The organism is Asanoa ishikariensis (assembly GCF_900107455.1).
Taxonomy (GTDB): Bacteria; Actinomycetota; Actinomycetes; order Mycobacteriales; family Micromonosporaceae; genus Asanoa; species Asanoa ishikariensis.
The window spans coordinates 553,600-569,936 of sequence record NZ_FNQB01000004.1 but is presented as its reverse complement, the minus strand read 5'-3'; the positions used below and the strand labels follow the sequence as shown (position 1 = coordinate 569,936).

General features: G+C 72.0%; 17 protein-coding genes and 1 riboswitch. Of the genes, 6 read left to right on the top strand and 11 right to left on the bottom strand.

What is annotated here, in order from left to right; genetic code table 11:
- Positions 1-4 precede the first annotated feature (4 nt).
- The 3 genes from BLV39_RS35255 to BLV39_RS35245 all read right to left on the bottom strand — a co-directional run bounded on the left by BLV39_RS35255 (position 5) and on the right by BLV39_RS35245 (position 2,184).
- Complete coding sequence (locus BLV39_RS35255) at positions 5-406, bottom strand: hypothetical protein (RefSeq protein WP_090801926.1); 402 nt, start codon at positions 404-406, stop codon at positions 5-7.
- Between the two features lie 69 nt (positions 407-475).
- Entirely contained in the window at positions 476-1,114 is a 639-nt protein-coding gene (locus BLV39_RS35250) for a response regulator (protein ID WP_090801924.1), read from the bottom strand.
- A complete protein-coding gene (locus BLV39_RS35245) occupies positions 1,111-2,184 on the bottom strand; it encodes a sensor histidine kinase (RefSeq protein WP_176985238.1) in 1,074 nt (357 codons plus the stop codon). Before BLV39_RS35245 ends, BLV39_RS35250 begins: the two co-directional genes overlap by 4 nt.
- 55 nt (positions 2,185-2,239) lie before the next feature.
- Between BLV39_RS35245 and BLV39_RS35240 the strand changes: the two genes are divergently transcribed.
- The 3 genes from BLV39_RS35240 (at position 2,240) to BLV39_RS35230 (ending at position 5,292) form a co-directional block, all read left to right on the top strand.
- Entirely contained in the window at positions 2,240-3,151 is a 912-nt protein-coding gene (locus tag BLV39_RS35240; protein ID WP_090801920.1) for an ATP-binding cassette domain-containing protein, read from the top strand.
- Complete coding sequence (locus BLV39_RS35235) at positions 3,144-3,914, top strand: hypothetical protein (RefSeq protein ID WP_090801918.1); 771 nt, start codon at positions 3,144-3,146, stop codon at positions 3,912-3,914. The genes BLV39_RS35240 and BLV39_RS35235 overlap by 8 nt, the downstream gene beginning before the upstream one ends.
- An 18-nt stretch (positions 3,915-3,932) precedes the next feature.
- A riboswitch (SAM riboswitch) is annotated at positions 3,933-4,046 on the top strand.
- A 31-nt stretch (positions 4,047-4,077) separates the two neighbouring features.
- Positions 4,078-5,292 carry an aminotransferase class V-fold PLP-dependent enzyme gene (locus BLV39_RS35230; RefSeq protein ID WP_239083551.1) on the top strand — a complete coding sequence of 405 codons (1,215 nt, stop codon included), beginning with the start codon at positions 4,078-4,080 and terminating at the stop codon, positions 5,290-5,292.
- 47 nt (positions 5,293-5,339) lie between these two features.
- On the opposite strand, the gene BLV39_RS35225 is transcribed toward BLV39_RS35230, so the two are convergent.
- The 4 genes from BLV39_RS35225 to BLV39_RS35210 all read right to left on the bottom strand — a co-directional run bounded on the left by BLV39_RS35225 (position 5,340) and on the right by BLV39_RS35210 (position 8,960).
- Positions 5,340-6,701 (bottom strand): alpha/beta hydrolase domain-containing protein, encoded by a 1,362-nt coding sequence (locus tag BLV39_RS35225; protein WP_204082689.1) that lies wholly within the window; start codon positions 6,699-6,701, stop codon positions 5,340-5,342.
- Between the two features lie 96 nt (positions 6,702-6,797).
- Complete coding sequence (locus BLV39_RS35220) at positions 6,798-7,346, bottom strand: QsdR family transcriptional regulator (protein WP_090801916.1); 549 nt, start codon at positions 7,344-7,346, stop codon at positions 6,798-6,800.
- A gap of 25 nt (positions 7,347-7,371) precedes the next feature.
- Positions 7,372-8,163, bottom strand: coding sequence for an MBL fold metallo-hydrolase (locus BLV39_RS35215; RefSeq protein ID WP_090801914.1), 792 nt, complete (start codon positions 8,161-8,163; stop codon positions 7,372-7,374).
- Positions 8,160-8,960 (bottom strand): alpha/beta hydrolase, encoded by an 801-nt coding sequence (locus BLV39_RS35210; protein WP_090801911.1) that lies wholly within the window; start codon positions 8,958-8,960, stop codon positions 8,160-8,162. Before BLV39_RS35210 ends, BLV39_RS35215 begins: the two co-directional genes overlap by 4 nt.
- A gap of 254 nt (positions 8,961-9,214) precedes the next feature.
- On the opposite strand from BLV39_RS35210, the gene BLV39_RS35205 reads away from it, so the two are divergent.
- Both BLV39_RS35205 and BLV39_RS35200 read left to right on the top strand, forming a co-directional pair.
- Positions 9,215-10,639: a pectate lyase family protein gene (locus tag BLV39_RS35205; protein WP_090801908.1), complete on the top strand. Its 1,425-nt coding sequence runs from the start codon at positions 9,215-9,217 to the stop codon at positions 10,637-10,639.
- Positions 10,640-10,705: 66 nt separating this feature from the next.
- Positions 10,706-11,488 (top strand): IclR family transcriptional regulator, encoded by a 783-nt coding sequence (locus tag BLV39_RS35200; RefSeq protein WP_204082690.1) that lies wholly within the window; start codon positions 10,706-10,708, stop codon positions 11,486-11,488.
- Here BLV39_RS35200 and BLV39_RS35195 read toward each other — a convergent pair.
- The 3 genes from BLV39_RS35195 to BLV39_RS44515 are packed head-to-tail and all read right to left on the bottom strand — an operon-like array spanning position 11,485 to position 14,694.
- The gene (locus BLV39_RS35195; protein WP_090801902.1) at positions 11,485-12,324 is read right to left on the bottom strand and encodes an MBL fold metallo-hydrolase; all 840 of its coding nucleotides are present in this window, start codon (positions 12,322-12,324) and stop codon (positions 11,485-11,487) included. The genes BLV39_RS35200 and BLV39_RS35195 overlap by 4 nt on opposite strands.
- Positions 12,325-12,365: 41 nt before the next feature.
- Positions 12,366-12,572, bottom strand: a complete 207-nt coding sequence (locus tag BLV39_RS35190) for a hypothetical protein (RefSeq protein WP_090801899.1) — start codon at positions 12,570-12,572, stop codon at positions 12,366-12,368.
- 25 nt (positions 12,573-12,597) lie between these two features.
- Positions 12,598-14,694 carry a serine/threonine-protein kinase gene (locus BLV39_RS44515; RefSeq protein WP_239083518.1) on the bottom strand — a complete coding sequence of 699 codons (2,097 nt, stop codon included), beginning with the start codon at positions 14,692-14,694 and terminating at the stop codon, positions 12,598-12,600.
- A 141-nt stretch (positions 14,695-14,835) separates the two neighbouring features.
- On the opposite strand from BLV39_RS44515, the gene BLV39_RS35180 reads away from it, so the two are divergent.
- Positions 14,836-15,420 carry a response regulator transcription factor gene (locus BLV39_RS35180; protein WP_090801896.1) on the top strand — a complete coding sequence of 195 codons (585 nt, stop codon included), beginning with the start codon at positions 14,836-14,838 and terminating at the stop codon, positions 15,418-15,420.
- 13 nt (positions 15,421-15,433) lie between these two features.
- Here BLV39_RS35180 and BLV39_RS35175 read toward each other — a convergent pair whose 3' ends face one another.
- Positions 15,434-16,336 (bottom strand): type II secretion system F family protein, encoded by a 903-nt coding sequence (locus tag BLV39_RS35175; protein WP_090801893.1) that lies wholly within the window; start codon positions 16,334-16,336, stop codon positions 15,434-15,436.
- Between the last annotated feature and the right edge of the window lies 1 nt (position 16,337).

The following is a 16,337-nucleotide window of genomic DNA, read 5'->3' as shown; positions in this document are numbered from 1 at the left end:
CGCGTCAGTGGGCGTGGTGGTAGTAGTCGGCGCGACGCCAGAGCATCGCGGCGAGCATGGTCACGAACATCAGCACATGGCCGCCCATCATCAGGCCGTGTCCGGAGAGCGCGCCGAGCCAGTAGGGCACCAGCAGCACGACGAAGGGCGCGTACATCGCGGCGACCATCTCCGCGATCCTCGGCCAGGAATGCCGGCGGATCGCCATCCAGGCCGCCATGCCGATGGACATGTTGGTGGCCATCACGAGCGCGTCAGCGGCGGGGTGGTCGGCCAGGCCGGGCAGCGCCATGGACCACAGTGGACCCAGGGCGAACATGCCGACCAGCATCGAGACGACCATCTCGAGGTAGTGGAGGGCGAAGCGGAGGTGGCCTCGGCGGTTGCTGTGCGTCGATGTCGTCATGTGGACGATCCTCCCGGCGCACCACCGCCGTGCGCAGGTGCCGATGGTCACGACCGGGGTCACGTGACCTCAGAGCAGGCCGAGCTCGCGGGCGCGCAAGGCGGCCTGGGTGCGGTCGCGGGCGTCGAGCTTGCCGAGCACGTTGGTGACGTGGTTCTTGACCGTGCCCTCGGCCAGGAAGAGCGCGGCGGCGATCTCCCGGTTGCTGCGTCCGCCCGCGAGCAGCCGGACCACTTCGAGCTCCCGCTCCGACAACGCGACCGTCAAAGGGGCCGGGTCGGTGGGCTCCGCGGCGATCCGGGCCACCAGCTTGGCCGCGACCGACGGCTGGAGCACCGACTCGCCTCGGGCGGCGGCCAGCACCGCCTCGGCCAGCCGGGCCGACGAGACGTCCTTGAGCAGGTAGCCGAGCGCCCCGGCGCGCAGGGCGGCGAACACGTCATCGTCGTCGTCGAAGGTGGTCAGCGCGATCACCCGTACGCCGGGATGCTCGGTCCGCAGGCGCCTGGTGGCCGCGACCCCGTCCAGCACCGGCATCCGCAGGTCCATCAGCACCACGTCGGGTGCGACCGTGCCGGCCTTGGTCAGCGCCTCGGCACCGTCGCCGGCCTCTCCCACCACCTCGATGTCCGGGTGCACGCCGAGCAGCATCGCCAGCGCCTCCCGGAACAGCGCCTGGTCGTCGACGAGCAGCACCCGGACGGTCACCCGGGCACCTCGACCCGCAGCGTCGAACCCTTGCCCGGCACGGACTCCAGGCTCATCCGGCCACCCACGTGCGCGGCCCGCTCGCGGAGACCGAGCAGGCCGAAGCCGTCGCTCCCGGCCGCCGTGCCGGCACCGTCGTCACGCACCTCGACCCGCACCTCCGCCGGCCGGGAGTAGTCGAGGATCACCGCGGCCCGCCCCGCCCGGGCGTGCTTGCGCACGTTGGTCAGCCCCTCCTGCGCGGCCCGGAACAGCGACTCCTCGGCCTCGTCCGGCAGCGGGCGCACCGGGCCGGTGACCTCCAACTCGGTCGGCACGCCGGCCGCCGACGTCTCCGCGGCCAGCGCCTTCAACGCCTCCGGCAACGGGACCGCCGGCTGGCGCTCGCGCAGCGCGCCCACCGAACGGCGCACCTCACGCAGCGCCTCCTCGGCCTGGTCCTGCGCCTTGGCCAACACCTCGTCGGCCCGCTCGGGTTGGACCGCCAGCACCGCGCGGGCCGCCTTGATCTGCATCTGGACCACGGTCAGCGCGTGCCCGAGCCCGTCGTGGATGTCGCGGGCCATCCGGTTGCGCTCCCGCACGGCGGCGAGCTCCTCCACTTGCACGGCGTACTCCCGAAGCTGTTGCCGGGCCGCCTGTTCGCGGAGCAGCAGTTTGGTCAGCACCGCCGCGAACACGGCGGCCGCGAGCAGGCCCAGACCCTCGCGCAGGCCCTCGGCGAAGGCCATGCCGGCATGGAAGAACGGCACCAGCGCGACCACCACGGCCACCGCCGGCAGGGGCAGCAGCAGCGTGGTCTGGCTCACCAGCACGACCAGCAGCAGGGTGGCGCCGACATAGCCACCGGAGCTGGCGAAGACGGCACCCCCGAGCAGGAGGAGCGCCACGATGTACGCGTACCGCGGCCAGGTTCTGGTGCTTCTCTCGACGTGTCCGAAGCCGAGCGTCGCGGCGAGCACGAACGCGACGGCCGGCCCGAGCGACACCGCCGACCGGTGTGCGGCGACGACGTCGACCAGGAGGGTGACGAACGCCGCGACGGTCAGCGCGGCCAGGGCACGTCTCACGCCACCACTGTGGGCTCTCAGCGGAAACACAGCAACCCCGGGCGATCCTGCACGCATGATCCTGGCAACCCACCTGGGCAAGCGGTACGGCGCGAAGGTCGCCGTCGACGACCTCTCGTTCGAGGTCCGCCCTGGCATGGTCACCGGCTTCCTCGGCCCCAACGGCGCCGGCAAGTCGACGACCATGCGACTGATGCTCGACCTCGACCGCGGCGCCGGCGAGACCCTGTTCGACGGCCGGCGGTTCGACACGCTTAGGCAGCCGCTGCGGGAGATCGGCGCGGTGCTGGAGGCGCGGGCCGTCCACCCGACCCGGACCGCGCGGAACCATCTGCGCATGCTGGCCGCGGGCAGCGGCATCCCGGCGTCGCGGGTGGACGAGGTGCTCGAGTTCGTCGGCATCGCCGACGTCGCCCGCCGTAAGCCCAAGGGCTTCTCGCTCGGCATGGCGCAGCGGCTCGGCCTGGCCCAGGCGCTGCTCGGCGACCCGGGCACGTTGATCCTCGACGAGCCGGCCAACGGCCTGGACCCGCACGGCATCCACTGGCTGCGCGACGTGCTGCGGGCGTTGGCGGCCGAGGGCCGCACGGTGTTCGTCTCCAGCCACCTGCTCTCCGAGATGTCGCTGATGGCCGACGAGCTCGTGGTCGTGGGCCGCGGCCGGATGATCTATCAGGGCAAGGTCGAGGGCTTCGTGAGCGAGTTCACCCGGTCGACGGTGCTGGTGCGCAGCCCGCAGGCCTCGGCGCTGGCCGACGCGCTGCGCGCCCTTGACGGGGTGAGCGTGGAGCCGGCCGGCGACGACGCGCTGCGGGTCGCGGGCGCCGACGCGGTGACGATCGGCGATGTCGCGTTCGACAACGGTGTCCGGCTGCACGAGCTAGCCACGACGACCGCTTCGCTGGAGGCGGCGTTCATGACCGCTACCGGCGACGCCGAGGAGTACGTGGCGGTGCCCCGTGGCTGACGCGCTGCGCTTCGAGTGGGTGCGGCTGCGTACCCTGCGTTCCACGTGTTGGCTGATCGGTTCGGCGCTGGTGCTCAACGTCGCGATCGCACTCCTGGTCGCCTCCCTGGACGACTCGCCGTCTCTCGAGGTGGTGGCGGCCGCGGTGACCGGCGGCGGTGCGAACGCGCCGGTGCCGATGGCGGTGGTCCTGCTGGCGGTGGTCGGGGTGTTCGCGTCGGGCCACGAGTACCGCTACGGCACGATCCAGCCGACGCTGACCACGGTGCCGCAACGGGCCCGGCTGTTCACCGCGAAGGTGCTCGTCGTCGGCGCGACGGCCCTGGTCGTCACGGCGGTGTCGGTGCTGCTCAACGTCGCCGTCACGGTGCCGTTCTGGGCGGATACGCCATCGCTGACGGACGCGACCGTGATCGGCTACGTGCTGCTGGCGGTGCTCTGGGCGGTGCTGGGGGTCGCTTTCGGGCAGCTCCTGCGCGGAGTGCCGGGAGCCCTGGTGGTCCTCCTGGTGACGCCGATGATCGTCGAACAGCTCATCTTCCGGCTGTCGTACGTGCCGGCGTTGGACTGGCTGCACCCGGTGGTGAGGTTCCTTCCCTTCACCGCCGGCCTGCAACTGGTGAGCGCGGCGGGCGAGGCGTCCGGCGGGCTGGCCTCGGAGGTCGGCCTGTTCACCCGATGGCCGTCGGCGGGCGTCTTCGCGGTCTTCGTGGCGGCCGTCCTGGCCGCCGCCGTCACCCTCTTCCGCCGGCGGGATGCCTGACCAGGTATCGTGGCGCCAGGTCATGAGTGTCAGCGCGTAGCCCCGGCTTGCTGACCGGCAACCCTTCTTCGCGATGGGGTGCCCCGGATGAGGACCTGGCCGACGCCGCCCGGTGTTCGGCAAGCGCGAACACAGGAAGGCCCTCGTGATCACTCTCGCTGCCCTGCCGCCCCAGGTGGCGCTCCCTGACGGGCGGAAGCTGCCCTTCGCCAACCTCGACTACGCGGCGACCGCGCCCGTGGCGCGCGTCGCGCTCGATGCGGTGGAGGACCTGCTGCCCTGGTACGGGAGCGTCCACCGGGGGGCCGGCGCCCTGTCGCAGAAGACCTCGCTGGCGTACGAGCGTTCCCGGCAGACGATCGGCGACTTCCTCGGAACCCGTCCCGACGACGAGGTGGTGTTCACCCGGAACACCACCGACGCGATGAACCTGCTCGCCCACGCCCTGCCGCCGGGCACGCTGACGGTGACGTTCCTGGGCGAGCACCACGCCGGCCTGCTGCCCTGGCCTTCGGTGCACCGGCTGCCGATACCGGCCTCGCCGGCGTCGGCGGTCGCGTCGCTCGCGGATGCCCTGCGCGCCATCAGGGCTCGCGACGGGGCGGCCCGGCCGCTGCTCGTGGCGGTGACCGCCGCCAGCAACGTGACCGGCGAGGTGTGGCCGATCGCCGAACTGGTCGAGCAGGCACACCGTTTCGGCGCACGGGTGGCGGTCGACGCGGCGCAGCTCGCGCCGCACCGACCCGTCGACCTCTCGTCGTGGGACGCGGACTACGTGGCCGTCTCCGGGCACAAGCTCTACGCACCGTTCGGCTGCGGTGTGCTCGCCGGCCGGGCCGACTGGCTCGACCAGGCACCGCCCTATCTGGCCGGCGGCGGTGCGACCAGCGGGGTGGCGGACGACGCGGCGACGGTGACGTGGACGGACGGGCCGGCCAGGCACGAAGCGGGCACGCCGAACGTGTTCGGGGCCGTGGCCCTGGGCGCGGTCTGTGCCGCGCTGACGTCCTGCGACCGGGTTGGCTGGCAGGACCACGAGGCCCGGCTCTCCACCCGCCTCGAAAGACGCTTGGCGCGCATCCCGGGCGTCGCGGTGCTGCGGTCGTTCCCGTCCGGGTCCGACCGCGTGGGCATCGTGTCGTTCGCCGTCTCGGGACACGACAGCGGCGACCTAGCCACCTGGCTGAGCGTGGAGCACGGCATCGGCGTACGCGAGGGCCTGTTCTGCGCACACCCGTTCAGCCGCCACCTACTGTCCGAAGCGGGCCGCCGCACCGGGTTGCCGATGCCCGCGACCGCGTTACGCGCCAGCGTCGGCGCGGGCACCACGACCGACGACGTCGACCGCCTCGTCGAGGCAGTGGCGAAAGCCGCCTGAGGGCAGCCCGCCGGACCCCCGTCGGGTCGGGTCCGGCGGGCTTCCCCTCAGTGGCCGACGCCGGACCGGAGCGCCACGCGCAGGTTGTCCGCCGCGTCCGCGGGCTGGAGGTAGCCGGCTACGACGTTGTGGACGTCGGTGGCTACCACGCGAGCGACGTAACCCAGGTGCGTGCGGTAGAGACCGTCCAGTGTGGCGTCGTCGAACGGCTGGTGCGTGCCGAACAAGAAACAGAACGACTCACCGGCGTTGTCCCCGGTGTTCAGCGCGATCGGAACGTCCACTTGGGACATTCGGATGCCGCCACGGGCCAGGCCCAGCTCGTCCCGGGCCTTGGTGCCGTCCGCGTTGAACTCGATCGGTGTCGCGGTCGGCGGTGGGGTGCCGCGGCGCACCCAGCGCTCCAGGTGTGCGTACGCCGCCGCGGTCACGTGCTGCACCGGCACCTGGCTGAACGGCGGCCGTGCGCACGTGTAGACCGGCGCCGCGCCGAGGTCCCGAACTTGAATCGGTGCCCGGTAGACCTGGCCGTTGTAGCCGCTGTGCGCACCGCCGGCAACCTCCCACCGGCGGAACTGGTTCGTGTCGGCCGGGCGCACCGGCGTGCGTACGTCGGTCTCGGACAGCACCTGGAATACCGGCTCCGGACCGACGCGGGTCGGTGCCGAGCCGACGATGAAGCCGTAGCCGGCGTACACCGGCCGCACCTGGGGCAGCACCTTGTCGTAGTAGACGGTCATGCGGGACGCCGACTGGGATGCGCCGATGGCGAGCACCGTGCGGGCCTTCAGGCGGCCCAGCGGGGAGACGCCGCGCGGGTCCGCGATCGCCTTGCCGGCCTGGGCGAAGATGTCGTACGACAGCTCGTCGGTCAGGAACCTGCCCGCGCCGGTGACGTCCAGCGCGCCGTAGCGGGTCGGGCTCCAGCCTCGGAGCTGGTCGACGCCGACCCGTTGCGCGGAGACGCCGACCCAGGCGTGTCCGGCGCGCGTGGTCGCCTCGGCGTTCCACAGCGCGTCGAGGTCGTAGCCGGCGGTGACGTTCTGCCACTCGACCAGCACCGTGCCGCTGAACGCCCGGGCGTTCGCCGGCCGGCGGACCACCAGCCGCGTCCGGTACGGCACGTCGGTGGCCACCTGGTTGCCGAGGGTGTCCCATCCGTCGGCGACCCCGGAGAGATAGAACTCCTCCTCCACGTAGCCGTGCCGGGCCAGGTCGAAGGGTGTCGAGAAGAAGGGGTACGTATCGGCGAGGTTCGCGGCGAGGCGGTCGCCCGGCACGGTGCCGGGAATCGGTCCCTGCACGGTGGGGCGGGCGACGGGTGCGGGGCCGGCCTGTGCCGGTGTCGCGGACAGGACGGAGGCGAGCAGGCCGGCGGTCAGCGCGGCGCGGCTCCAGAGACGGGTCATGTCGGCGAGCTCCTTCACGACGTCGGTCCTGCGCCGCACCATAAGTGTTCGTCGATGCGAGCTGCTACCGGTCGCGCGGAAGCTGAGATGGCCGTCTCAGCAGGCCTCGAGCACCGCCCGGGCAGCCCGTTCGGTGGTGCCGGGGTCGGCCCGGTGACCGCCGAGCAGCTCGGCGTACAGGGCGGACTCGATGATCCGGACGTAGAGGTAGGCGGCACCGTCGAGGTCACCGGGTGACCAGGCGGGGTCGGTCGCGGCGGCGAGGATGCCGCGCTGCGCCGCGACCACCCTGGCGTGCACTCCCCCGGCCGGCGTGAACAGCACCCGGGCGGCCGTCGCGGGCTCCGCGTGCAGGAAGGCCAGGAACGGCTCGGCCTGCCGGACCTGGTCGGCGAACCGGCGGGTGGTCTCCAGGACGCCGTCGAGGCCGGGGCTGGTCGTCTCGGCGTGGGCGCGGGCCAGCATCCGTTCGGCGAGCCGCCACAGCACCTCGCCGAGCAGCGGGTCACGGCCGTGCACCACCCGGTAGAGCGTGGCGCGGCTGACCGACAGGCTGCCGGCCAGACCGTCCATGTCCAATGTGCCGTGCCGCAGGAAGAACGCGCAGCCGCCGCGCACGACCCGTTCCTGGCTGACCACCCGCATGCGGGTGACGATAACCCCGGAAGTGTCAGACGTCGATGTCCGTCGGGGCGCCGATCGGAAGCCAGCGGACGCTGTCGCGAACCTCCGCCGGCGCGGAGGAGAAGGCCCGCTCGATCGCCGGTCGCGGCTCCTGGAAGTGGCTCCAGCCCTCGTAGTGCACCGGGATCGTGGTGTGTGGGCGGACTAGCTCGCACAGCTTGACCGCCCGGCGGGCGGTCAGCGAGTAGCGCAGCGGACCGGTGATCGGGAAGCGCACGCCGCCGAGGTGCAGCACGGCGGTGCCGACCGGGACGCGGCCGGCGACCTCGCGCACGCCGCCGTAGAGCACTGTGTCGCCGGTGAACCAGAGCGCGCCGTGCCGCTGACCCTCCCACGCCAGGGCGAAGCCGATCACGTCGCCGACCAGTGGGCCGCTCAGCGGCGGGCCATGTCGGCAGGGCGTCGCGGTGACCTCGATGCTGGGCCGCCCGGGCCGGGACAGGGTGAGGCTCTGCCACGGACGCAGCCCCTGTGCCCGCCCGCCGAGCCGGCGTGCCCCGGACTCCGTCGTGACGATGTCGTCCACCAGGGACAGCAGCGAACGCCCGGCGTCGTCGAGGTTGTCGGCGTGGTGGTCGTGGGTGAGCAGCACCGCGTCGATCGGGCCGAGCGCGTCGACCTCGACCGCCGGGCCGGTCAGCTTGCGCGACGACGTGCCCAGACCGAAACCGTACCGCCGGCCCGGTGGGTCGAAGGTCGGGTCGGTGAGCAGCCGCCAGCCGGCGACCTCGACCAGGGTGGTCGGGCCGCCGACGTGCGTCAGCCGAACATCACTCACTTGGCGTGCTCGAGCGCCCAGTCCAGGGCGTAGTCGGCGATCTCCTGCCAGCCGTCCTGGGAAGGCAGCAGGTGCGCCTTGCCCTCGTACAGCTTCACCTCGGTCGTCGTGCCGCCCTTGTAGTGCGCGGCGTTCGACTTCTGCACGCTGGGCGGCATGATGTGGTCCTCGGAGCCCGAGATGAACAGCAGGGGCGCGCGATCAGCGTTGTGGTAGTTGACCGCGATGTCCTGCGGGCCGGGCATCAGGTTGGCCAGCACGCTGTTCCAGAGGATGCCGCCCGAGGCCGGGATCGCGTAGCGCTCGTAGAGCGCCCGTGCCCTGTCCTCGGGGAAGGTGTTGGTGAACGCGTAGTTCCACTGGTCGAAGTCGAAGCCCACCGCGCGATGCCGGTTGGCCGGGTTCTTCAGCACCGGGAACGTCGACTTGATCTGCGAGAGCGGGATGACGTTGACGCCCTCGGTCGGCGCCGAGTTGAGCACCACGGCCGACGCGCCGTAGCCGCGGTCGAGCAGCACCTGGGTGAACGCGCCGCCCGCCGAGTGGCCCATCAGGATCGGCGGCTTCGGCAGCGCGCCGACCACGGCGGACAGGTGTTCGATGACCTGCGGTGCGGTCAGGGAGGCGATCGGCGACGGGTCGGCGTTGAGCGCCTCGACCTCGACCTCGAAGCCGGGGTAGGCCGGTGTGAGGACGGTGAAGCCCTTGGCCTCGTAATGCGCTTTCCAGTCTTCCCAGCTGCGGGGTGTGACCCAGAATCCGTGGATCAGGACGATCGTGTCCGGCTTTTCGCTCATGCTCAGGCTCCGTGTCGTCGAAGTCGGGCGCGGAAGTCAGCAAACCGCAACATCATCGCACCCGGACACGACGGCGGCCTCAGCCAAACGCATTGCAAACTTCCTGCACATGTCAAAGCATTGACGAGCATGGTTGTAAACGCCTAGTTTTCCCTCGGGAAAGCGCTTACCTAAAGCAAACTCGGCCCTATGGCTAACTCAGCATGCCGGCGACCAGCCCCGCCGGCTGAATCGGCAATGGAGGTCATTTCCCCATGCGACATTCCGCTCCCGCGCGCCGCGTACGCGCGCTGCTGGCAGGCGCCTTGGGCCTGCTCGCGGCCGTCGCGGTCACGCAGGTGGTGGCCGCACCCGCGCAAGCGGCCACCATCGACACCGGTGCCTACTACGTGATCGTCTCCCGACACAGCGGCAAGGCCATCGATCTCTACAACTTCAACACGGCCGACGGCGCACCGATCGTGCAGTGGGCCCGCAACAACAACAACGCACAGCAATGGCAGTTCGTCGACGCCGGCAGCGGCTACTACAAGCTGCGCTCCCGGCACAGCGGCAAGTTCCTGGAGCTGCCGAACGCCAACGACGGCACGCCACTCGTCGCGAACTCCGACAACGGCACGACCCGGCAGCACTTCGCCGTCCGGGACACCGACAGCGGCTTCGTGAAACTGCTCAACCGGCACAGCGGCAAGGCGCTCGACATCTGGGAATGGTCGACGGCCGATGGCGGCATCATCTCCCAGTACGCGGACCTCGGCGGCTGGAACCAGCAGTGGCAACTGGCCCTGGTCGGCAGCGGCGGAGGCGGCGGTGGCGGCACCCCGCAGACCGGCCTGGTCGGCTGGGCCACCCAGGGCGGCGGCACCAGCGGCGGCGGCAGCGCCTCCGCGACCACGGTGACGAGCTCGTCGGCCCTGTCCAGCGCCGTATCGGGCAGCACCGCCCGGGTCGTCCGGGTCTCCGGCACGATCTCCTGCTCCGGGATGATCACCGTCGGGTCGAACAAGACGATCCTCGGCAACTCGGGTGCGACGATCGCCGGCTGCGGGCTCAACGTGTCCAACGCCAGCAACGTGATCATCCGCAACATCTCGTTCCGGGACTGGGACGACGACGCGATCAACGTCCAGTACTCGACGCGAGTCTGGGTCGACCACAACAGCTTCACCAACGGGTACGACGGCGCCGTCGACGTCAAACGGGCCAGCGACTACGTGACCATCTCCTGGAACCGGGTGTACGGCCACGACAAGTCCATGCTGCTCGGACACAGCGACGACAACGCCGGTGAGGACCGTGGCCACCTACGGGTGACGTACCACCACAACTGGTTCGACGGCTCCGGCACGCGGCACCCGCGGGTGCGGTTCGGCAACCCGGTGCACGTCTACAACAACTACTACAACAACAACGAGTACGGCGTCGCGTCCACCATGGGCGCCGGCGTGCTGGTCGAGGGCAACTACTTCGAGGGCGTCGACGAGCCCACGCTCGTCGGGTACGCGGACTCGGACGACGGCGCGATCCTCCAGCGCAACAACTACTTCACCGGCTCCGGCACCCCGGAGAGCGGTGGCGGAAGTGTCTCCGGCGTCCCCTACTCGTACCAGCTCGACAGCGCCAGCGGCGTCAAGTCGAGCGTCACGGCAGGAGCCGGCGCCGGCCGGATCTCTGTCTAACCAGGCACAATGACCCGGCGCGGCGGCCGAACCGCCGCCGCGCCGGCGTGCGCTAGTTTCCACGGTGTGACGACCACCACCGCCGACGCGACGGACCCGCGCACCGTCAACGGCCTCGAACGCGCCCTCGACGTGCTCCTGCTGTTCGCCCGCGCACCCGAGCCGAGCCTCGGCGTCACCGAGATCGGCCGGCGGCTCGGCCTGTCGAAGGCGGTCGTGCACCGCATCCTGACCACGCTGTGCAGCCGCCAGCTCGTGGTCGCCGACGAGACCAGCCGCCGCTACGGGCTCGGCCCGGCGTCGCTGGCCCTCGGCCGCGCGTTCCTCGACCGGGTCGACGTGCGCGACCTGGCCCGCGAACCGATGCGCCGGCTCAGCGCCGCCACCGACGAGACCTCGACGCTGTCCATCAGGGTCCGGGACAGCCGCGTCTACCTCGACCAGGTGACGCCGGCCCGAGACGTCAAGATGGAGGTCCGGGTCGGCGAGCCGTTCCCGCTGCACGCCGGCAGCTCGTCCAAGGCGTTCCTGGCCTTCCTGCCTGACGAGCAGCGCGACGCCTATCTAGGGTCGGGCCCGCTGCCCGCGCTGACCGACCACACGGTGGTCGACCCCACCTTCCTGCGCGACGAGCTCCGGGTCATCCGCGAACGCGGCTACGCGGCGTCGTTCGGCGAGCGCCAGGCCGGCGCGGCATCGGTCGCGGCGCCGGTGTTCGACCACGAGGGCCGGCCGGTCGCGGTGATCAGCGTCTGCGGCCCGGTCGAACGGATCCGCACCCGCGTCGACGAACTGGCCCGGATCCTGCTGGCCGAGACCCACGCCCTGTCCGCGCGACTGGGCGGTTAAGGCTTGGCGGCTTCGGCCGAGTGCCAGACCACGGCCCGATTGATCCGGTCCGGGTAGCGTTCGATCATCGTGTCGTAGAGCGCCTGTGCATTGGCGCTGCGGCGCACCGCCTCGTCCCAGTCGCGCAGGTAGTCGCGGGTCGCGTCGACGTCGGTCGGGCGGTCGTCGGCGTCGGCGCGCTTGTGCCCGGCCACCACCGCGCGCGGCCGCAGACCGGCCACCTTGTCCAGGGCGTCGAACCAGCCGTCCAGGCCGTCCCGGCCCGCCTCGGCCAGGTAGAGATGCACGCCGTTGTAGACGCTGTCGCCGGCCACGACCAGCCCGATCGACGGCGCGTGCAGCGCGGTGGTGTGGTCGGTGTCGCTGTGCCCGAGCGCGACGGCGTGCAACTCCTCGCCCTCGAGTTCGATGGTGTCGCCGTCGAGCGGCTCGGCCACCACCGGGTCGCCGATCTGGTCCGGGAACCGGGTCCGCCAGAACCCGTCGAGCAGGTCCGGCTCAACCTGCTCCTCCATCACGTCGACCACCTGCGAGGTGGCCACCAGCCGGGCGTCCGGGAACCGCTCCAGCACCGCGGCGGCACCGAAGAAGTGGTCGCCGTGGCCGTGTGTGACGTAGATGGTGGTCAGGTCCTTGCCCGACTCCTCGACCCAGTCGGCCAGGTCGTACCCCTCGCGGTCGGTCAGCAGCGCGTCGACGAGCACCGCGTCCCGCTCGCCGTGGATCAGGGTCGCGCTGGTCGGAGACCACATCTCCGCCGTCTCACCGGCGGGCAGATCATCAGAAACCACGGGTTTCCCAGGAGCGACGTAGGTCTCGTACACAAGTGGTGCCATGATCCCCAGGCTCGCACCGATCCCGGCGCGTCGGGGCGGAATCAGGGCATGCGGGAGTCGTGATTGTGGGCCGCCATCCAGCGTTCCTCCGGGCGCAGGCGCGACCACGGCACAAGGGTGACGAACGTGCGGTGCTCGCCCACCGGGCACCACTGGAAACGCACGGGACCGAGGCGGATGGCCTTGAACGAGATGCCCGGCACCCAGACGGTGGTGAACACGTGCCCGTCGCGGCAGCGGACCGGCACCTCGAACCGCTCGGCGGCCGTCCGCCTAGCCGCGCAGGACGACGTCGGAGGCGTGGAACGGAACGTAGTGGTCGAAGAACAGGCTGGTCAGCAGCTCCGCCCGGCCGTTGGCCCGGAACGCGGTCAGCAGTGCCGTCAGGCCGTCCTCGACCGCGTACACGGACAGGTTCAGCTCGCGGGCGATCTGCCTTGTGTTGCGACCCCGGGCGACCGCGCCGAGGATCGCGCCGTGCCAGGGCTGGAGACCGCGGGCCTGTACGACGAACGCGCTGATCTCGTGCGGGCGGATGCGGCCGACGCTCACGGCGATCGCGCTCTCCAGGTCGACGGCGTGGAACGCGAGCCAGCGGCCGTCGTACCGCAGGTGGCCGGACGTGTCGACCAGCCCGGTGCGCCGGCCCTTGGCGACCGCCGTGCCGACCCGGTCGAGCTCCACCGCGTCGAGCACGCCGCGGGCCGAGGCCGTCACGTCGAGCAGCCGGCCGTCCGGTGACAGGACGAGGCGGCCCGAGTCGGAGTCGGCCACGGGCGGGCCGGGCGCCGGCGCGCTGACCGGGGCGAGGTCGGTGCGGCGGGGTCGCCGCTGTCGGGGCAGCCGGAACCGCGAGACACGCGGGGCCGGCAAGCCCGGAGCGGGCGCGGGCGTAGGCGCAGGCGGCGGGTCCTCGTGCCCACGGGCCAGCGCGTTGTGCAGGGCCGCACCGAGCAGCCGGCCGGCGGGCGCCACCTGAGCCACGTCCGTGCTGCTGAACAGGCCTCCGGCCCGGTAAGCGAACAGTGCTCCCCAGGTGCCGTCGGCGTCGTGGAAGGACGCCCGGAGCTCGTCGGTGAAGCCGCGCGGCCGCAGGATGCCCCGGAACCTCGGGCTCAGCGCCGGGTCGCCGTGGGTGGCGAGATCCAGCGTCCCGATGCGCTGGTCGCCGGCCAGGTCGACCAGCCGGAGCACGTCGTCCTGGCCGTACTCGTTGACGAACAGCTCGCGTTCTAGCGACTCGTCGTGCGGCCCGCCGTCGACCACACAGGCCGCCCACATCAGCGTCATGGGGTCGAGCACCGCCCAGATCGCCAGGTCGAACCCGACTGTCTCGCGGAGCATCGCGCTGGCCTGGCGGCGCAGGTCGACGTGGTCCAGCGCGACGTCGAGCTCGGCGCCGAGCCGCTCCGCGAACGGCCCGGCGCGGGGCCGCCTGCCAGGGACGGCGCGCAGGTGCCGGCGGTCGGCGGTGGTGCCCGCGCTCGGAGCGGACGAGGCCACCTCCTCGTCCTCGTCCTGTTCGTCGTCGTCGGCCCCGTCCAGCGGGACGTGGACCCCGGCCGCGCGGGCCAGCGTCACGGTCACCTCCCGGCTGACGGGGCGAGCGTCCGGCTCCTTGTCCAGGCAGCGGCTCAGCAGGTCCCGGACGACCGGCGGCACGCCGGGCAGCTTCGGCAACGGTTCCGGCTCCAGGTAGATGTGGGCCTCGAGCATCTGCGTGCTGGTCTCGGCGGTCCAGGGCAACCGGCCGGCGAGCAGGCGGTAGAGCAGCAGGGCCAGCGCGTACACGTCGGTGGCGGCCACCACCGGCCGCCCGTCTAGCCGTTCCGGTGCGAGGTAGGCCGGCGTGCCGAGGACGAGCTCGCCCGGGGCCGCGTCGCGCGCGCCGGCCACCGCGGCGAGTCCGAAGTCGACGACCTTGGCGCCGCCCGCCGGCAGCATCACGTTGCCAGGTTTGACGTCGCGGTGGACCACGCCGCGGGCGTGCGCGGCGGCGAGCGCGGAGGCCACCTCGGCGCAGATCCGCAGGGCCGGTTCCACCCCGATCGGGCCGCGCTTGAGCCGCTGCTCCAGCGAGCGGCCGTGGAGCAGTTCCATGACGACGTACGGGAGCGGGTCGCCGGGGCCGGTCGTCTCGCCGTAGTCGTAGACGCTCGCGATGTGCGGGTGGCTGAGCCGGCCGGCCGCGCGGGCCTCCGCCAGGATCCGGCGGCGAAACTCGGCATCCCGGGCGAACTGGGGCGCGAGGAGCTTGACCGCCACGTCGCGATCGAGGACCCGGTCGTACGCCTGCCAGACGACGCCCATGCCGCCCGCACCCAGCCGGCGGGTCAGCCGGTAGCGCGCGCCGAGCGTCTCGTCCTGCACTGTGTCGAATCCTCCCTCCGATTTAAGCAAGACCTAACCGCTGGCTAAGCCGGTCCTAGGTGGATCCATAGGCGTGTCAAGTACCGTCGGCAGGACTTCACACGGGGCAAAGGAAGGAACCGAGCGGATCGGAGTGGTGCAGTGGCGACGACTGTCTTCGCCATCCACGCCAACGCGGCAACACACATGATGATCAGCCGCGCGGTGGCCGCTGTCGCCAACACCGAGCTGACCGGCCGCACGACCTCGGCGATCGAGGCGCAGCGGGTGGTCGAGTCCCTCGCACCGGACCTTGTCACCGTTGATCTCCGCCTGCCGGACGGCGACGGGATCGCGCTGGCCCAACGCCTGCACGCCACCCGGCCCCTCCTGCCGGTGCTGGTCGTCGGCGCGGCCACGCAGCGGCTGTTCGAACGCGCGCTCGCGGCCGGCGTCGCCGCATACGTGTCGCGCGAAGCCGGCGCCGTCGAGGTCGCGGCGGCCATCCGCGCCTGCCTGTCCGGTGGCGGCAGCTATTCCGCGCACACTCTGAACGCGGCGCTCCGCCACCACCTCACGACCGGGCTGAGCCGCCGCGAGCGCGAGGTGTACGACCTGCTCCGCGCCGGCCTGACTCCCGCCGGCGTGGCCGATGAGCTGGGCGTGGGCGAGTCGACCGTGCGTACGTACGTCGCCCGGGTGCGCGCCAAGACCGCCGGGGGCGGCGACCTGCCCCAGGCTGGCTGACGGGACCGACACTTCAGCCACCGAACGCCCGCAGGATCTTGATCGCGGCCGGCCCGATCACGACCACGAACAATGCCGGGAAGATGCAGAACACCATCGGGAACAGGATCTTCACCGGGACCTTCTGGGCCGCCTCCTCCGCCCGCTGCCGGCGACGCATCCGCATCTCGGCGGACTGCTGGCGCAGCACCTGACCCATCGGGATGCCCAGCGTCGTCGCCTGCACGACTGCCGACGCGAACGCCCTCAGCTCGGTCACGGTGGTGCGGGCCGCCATCTCCCGCAGCGCGTCGACCCTCCCCCGGCCGATCTGCATCTCGTGCAGGACCCGGGCGAACTCGCCGACCATCGGCCCACGCCCGTTGCGCACCACCTGGGCCAGCGCGGCCTCGAAACCGAGCCCGGCCTCGACGGTCACGACCAGGGTGTCCAGGACGTCGGGCAGCGTACGCCGGACGGAGTCCTGTCGTTCCTGCGCGAGATGCAGCACGAGCAGGGCCGGCGCGGCGTAGCCGGCCGCGGCGCCCAGCACCGTCCAGACCGGCCAACCCAGCGGCGGCGCGGCGAGCACGGCGAGCGCCAGCCCGGCGGCGGCACCCACGACCACCAGCAGACCCTGGTAGGCGATCACCTTGGGCACGTTGAGCCAGCTCGGGTTGCCGGCCTGGTCGAGCCGGCGGGACAGCCAGGCTGACACGCCACCGCGGCCCAGCGCATGACCGACCGCGTACGCCATGGGTGGCAAGGCCCCGGCACCTCGGGCCGGGCGCGCCACCTGCACGCCGGGCACCCGGTAGCCCCGGTCGGCCGTTTCGACGGTGCGGGTGACGGCCTCCTGCGGGCGCCCGCCGGCCAGCGCCATCCCGGCGACGGCCAGCCCCACGGTGACCGCGACCAACCCGATGACCAGCAGCATC

Bases quoted from the DNA above. Each gene is read 5' to 3' on its own strand.
- BLV39_RS35255 (WP_090801926.1), bottom strand. From the start codon at position 406: ATGACGACATCGACGCACAGCAACCGCCGAGGCCACCTCCGCTTCGCC.
- BLV39_RS35240 (WP_090801920.1), top strand. From the start codon at position 2,240: ATGATCCTGGCAACCCACCTGGGCAAGCGGTACGGCGCGAAGGTCGCC.
- BLV39_RS35225 (WP_204082689.1), bottom strand. From the start codon at position 6,701: ATGACCCGTCTCTGGAGCCGCGCCGCGCTGACCGCCGGCCTGCTCGCC.
- BLV39_RS35220 (WP_090801916.1), bottom strand. From the start codon at position 7,346: ATGCGGGTGGTCAGCCAGGAACGGGTCGTGCGCGGCGGCTGCGCGTTC.
- BLV39_RS35210 (WP_090801911.1), bottom strand. From the start codon at position 8,960: ATGAGCGAAAAGCCGGACACGATCGTCCTGATCCACGGATTCTGGGTC.
- BLV39_RS35205 (WP_090801908.1), top strand. From the start codon at position 9,215: ATGCGACATTCCGCTCCCGCGCGCCGCGTACGCGCGCTGCTGGCAGGC.
- BLV39_RS35195 (WP_090801902.1), bottom strand. From the start codon at position 12,324: ATGGCACCACTTGTGTACGAGACCTACGTCGCTCCTGGGAAACCCGTG.
- BLV39_RS35175 (WP_090801893.1), bottom strand. From the start codon at position 16,336: ATGCTGCTGGTCATCGGGTTGGTCGCGGTCACCGTGGGGCTGGCCGTC.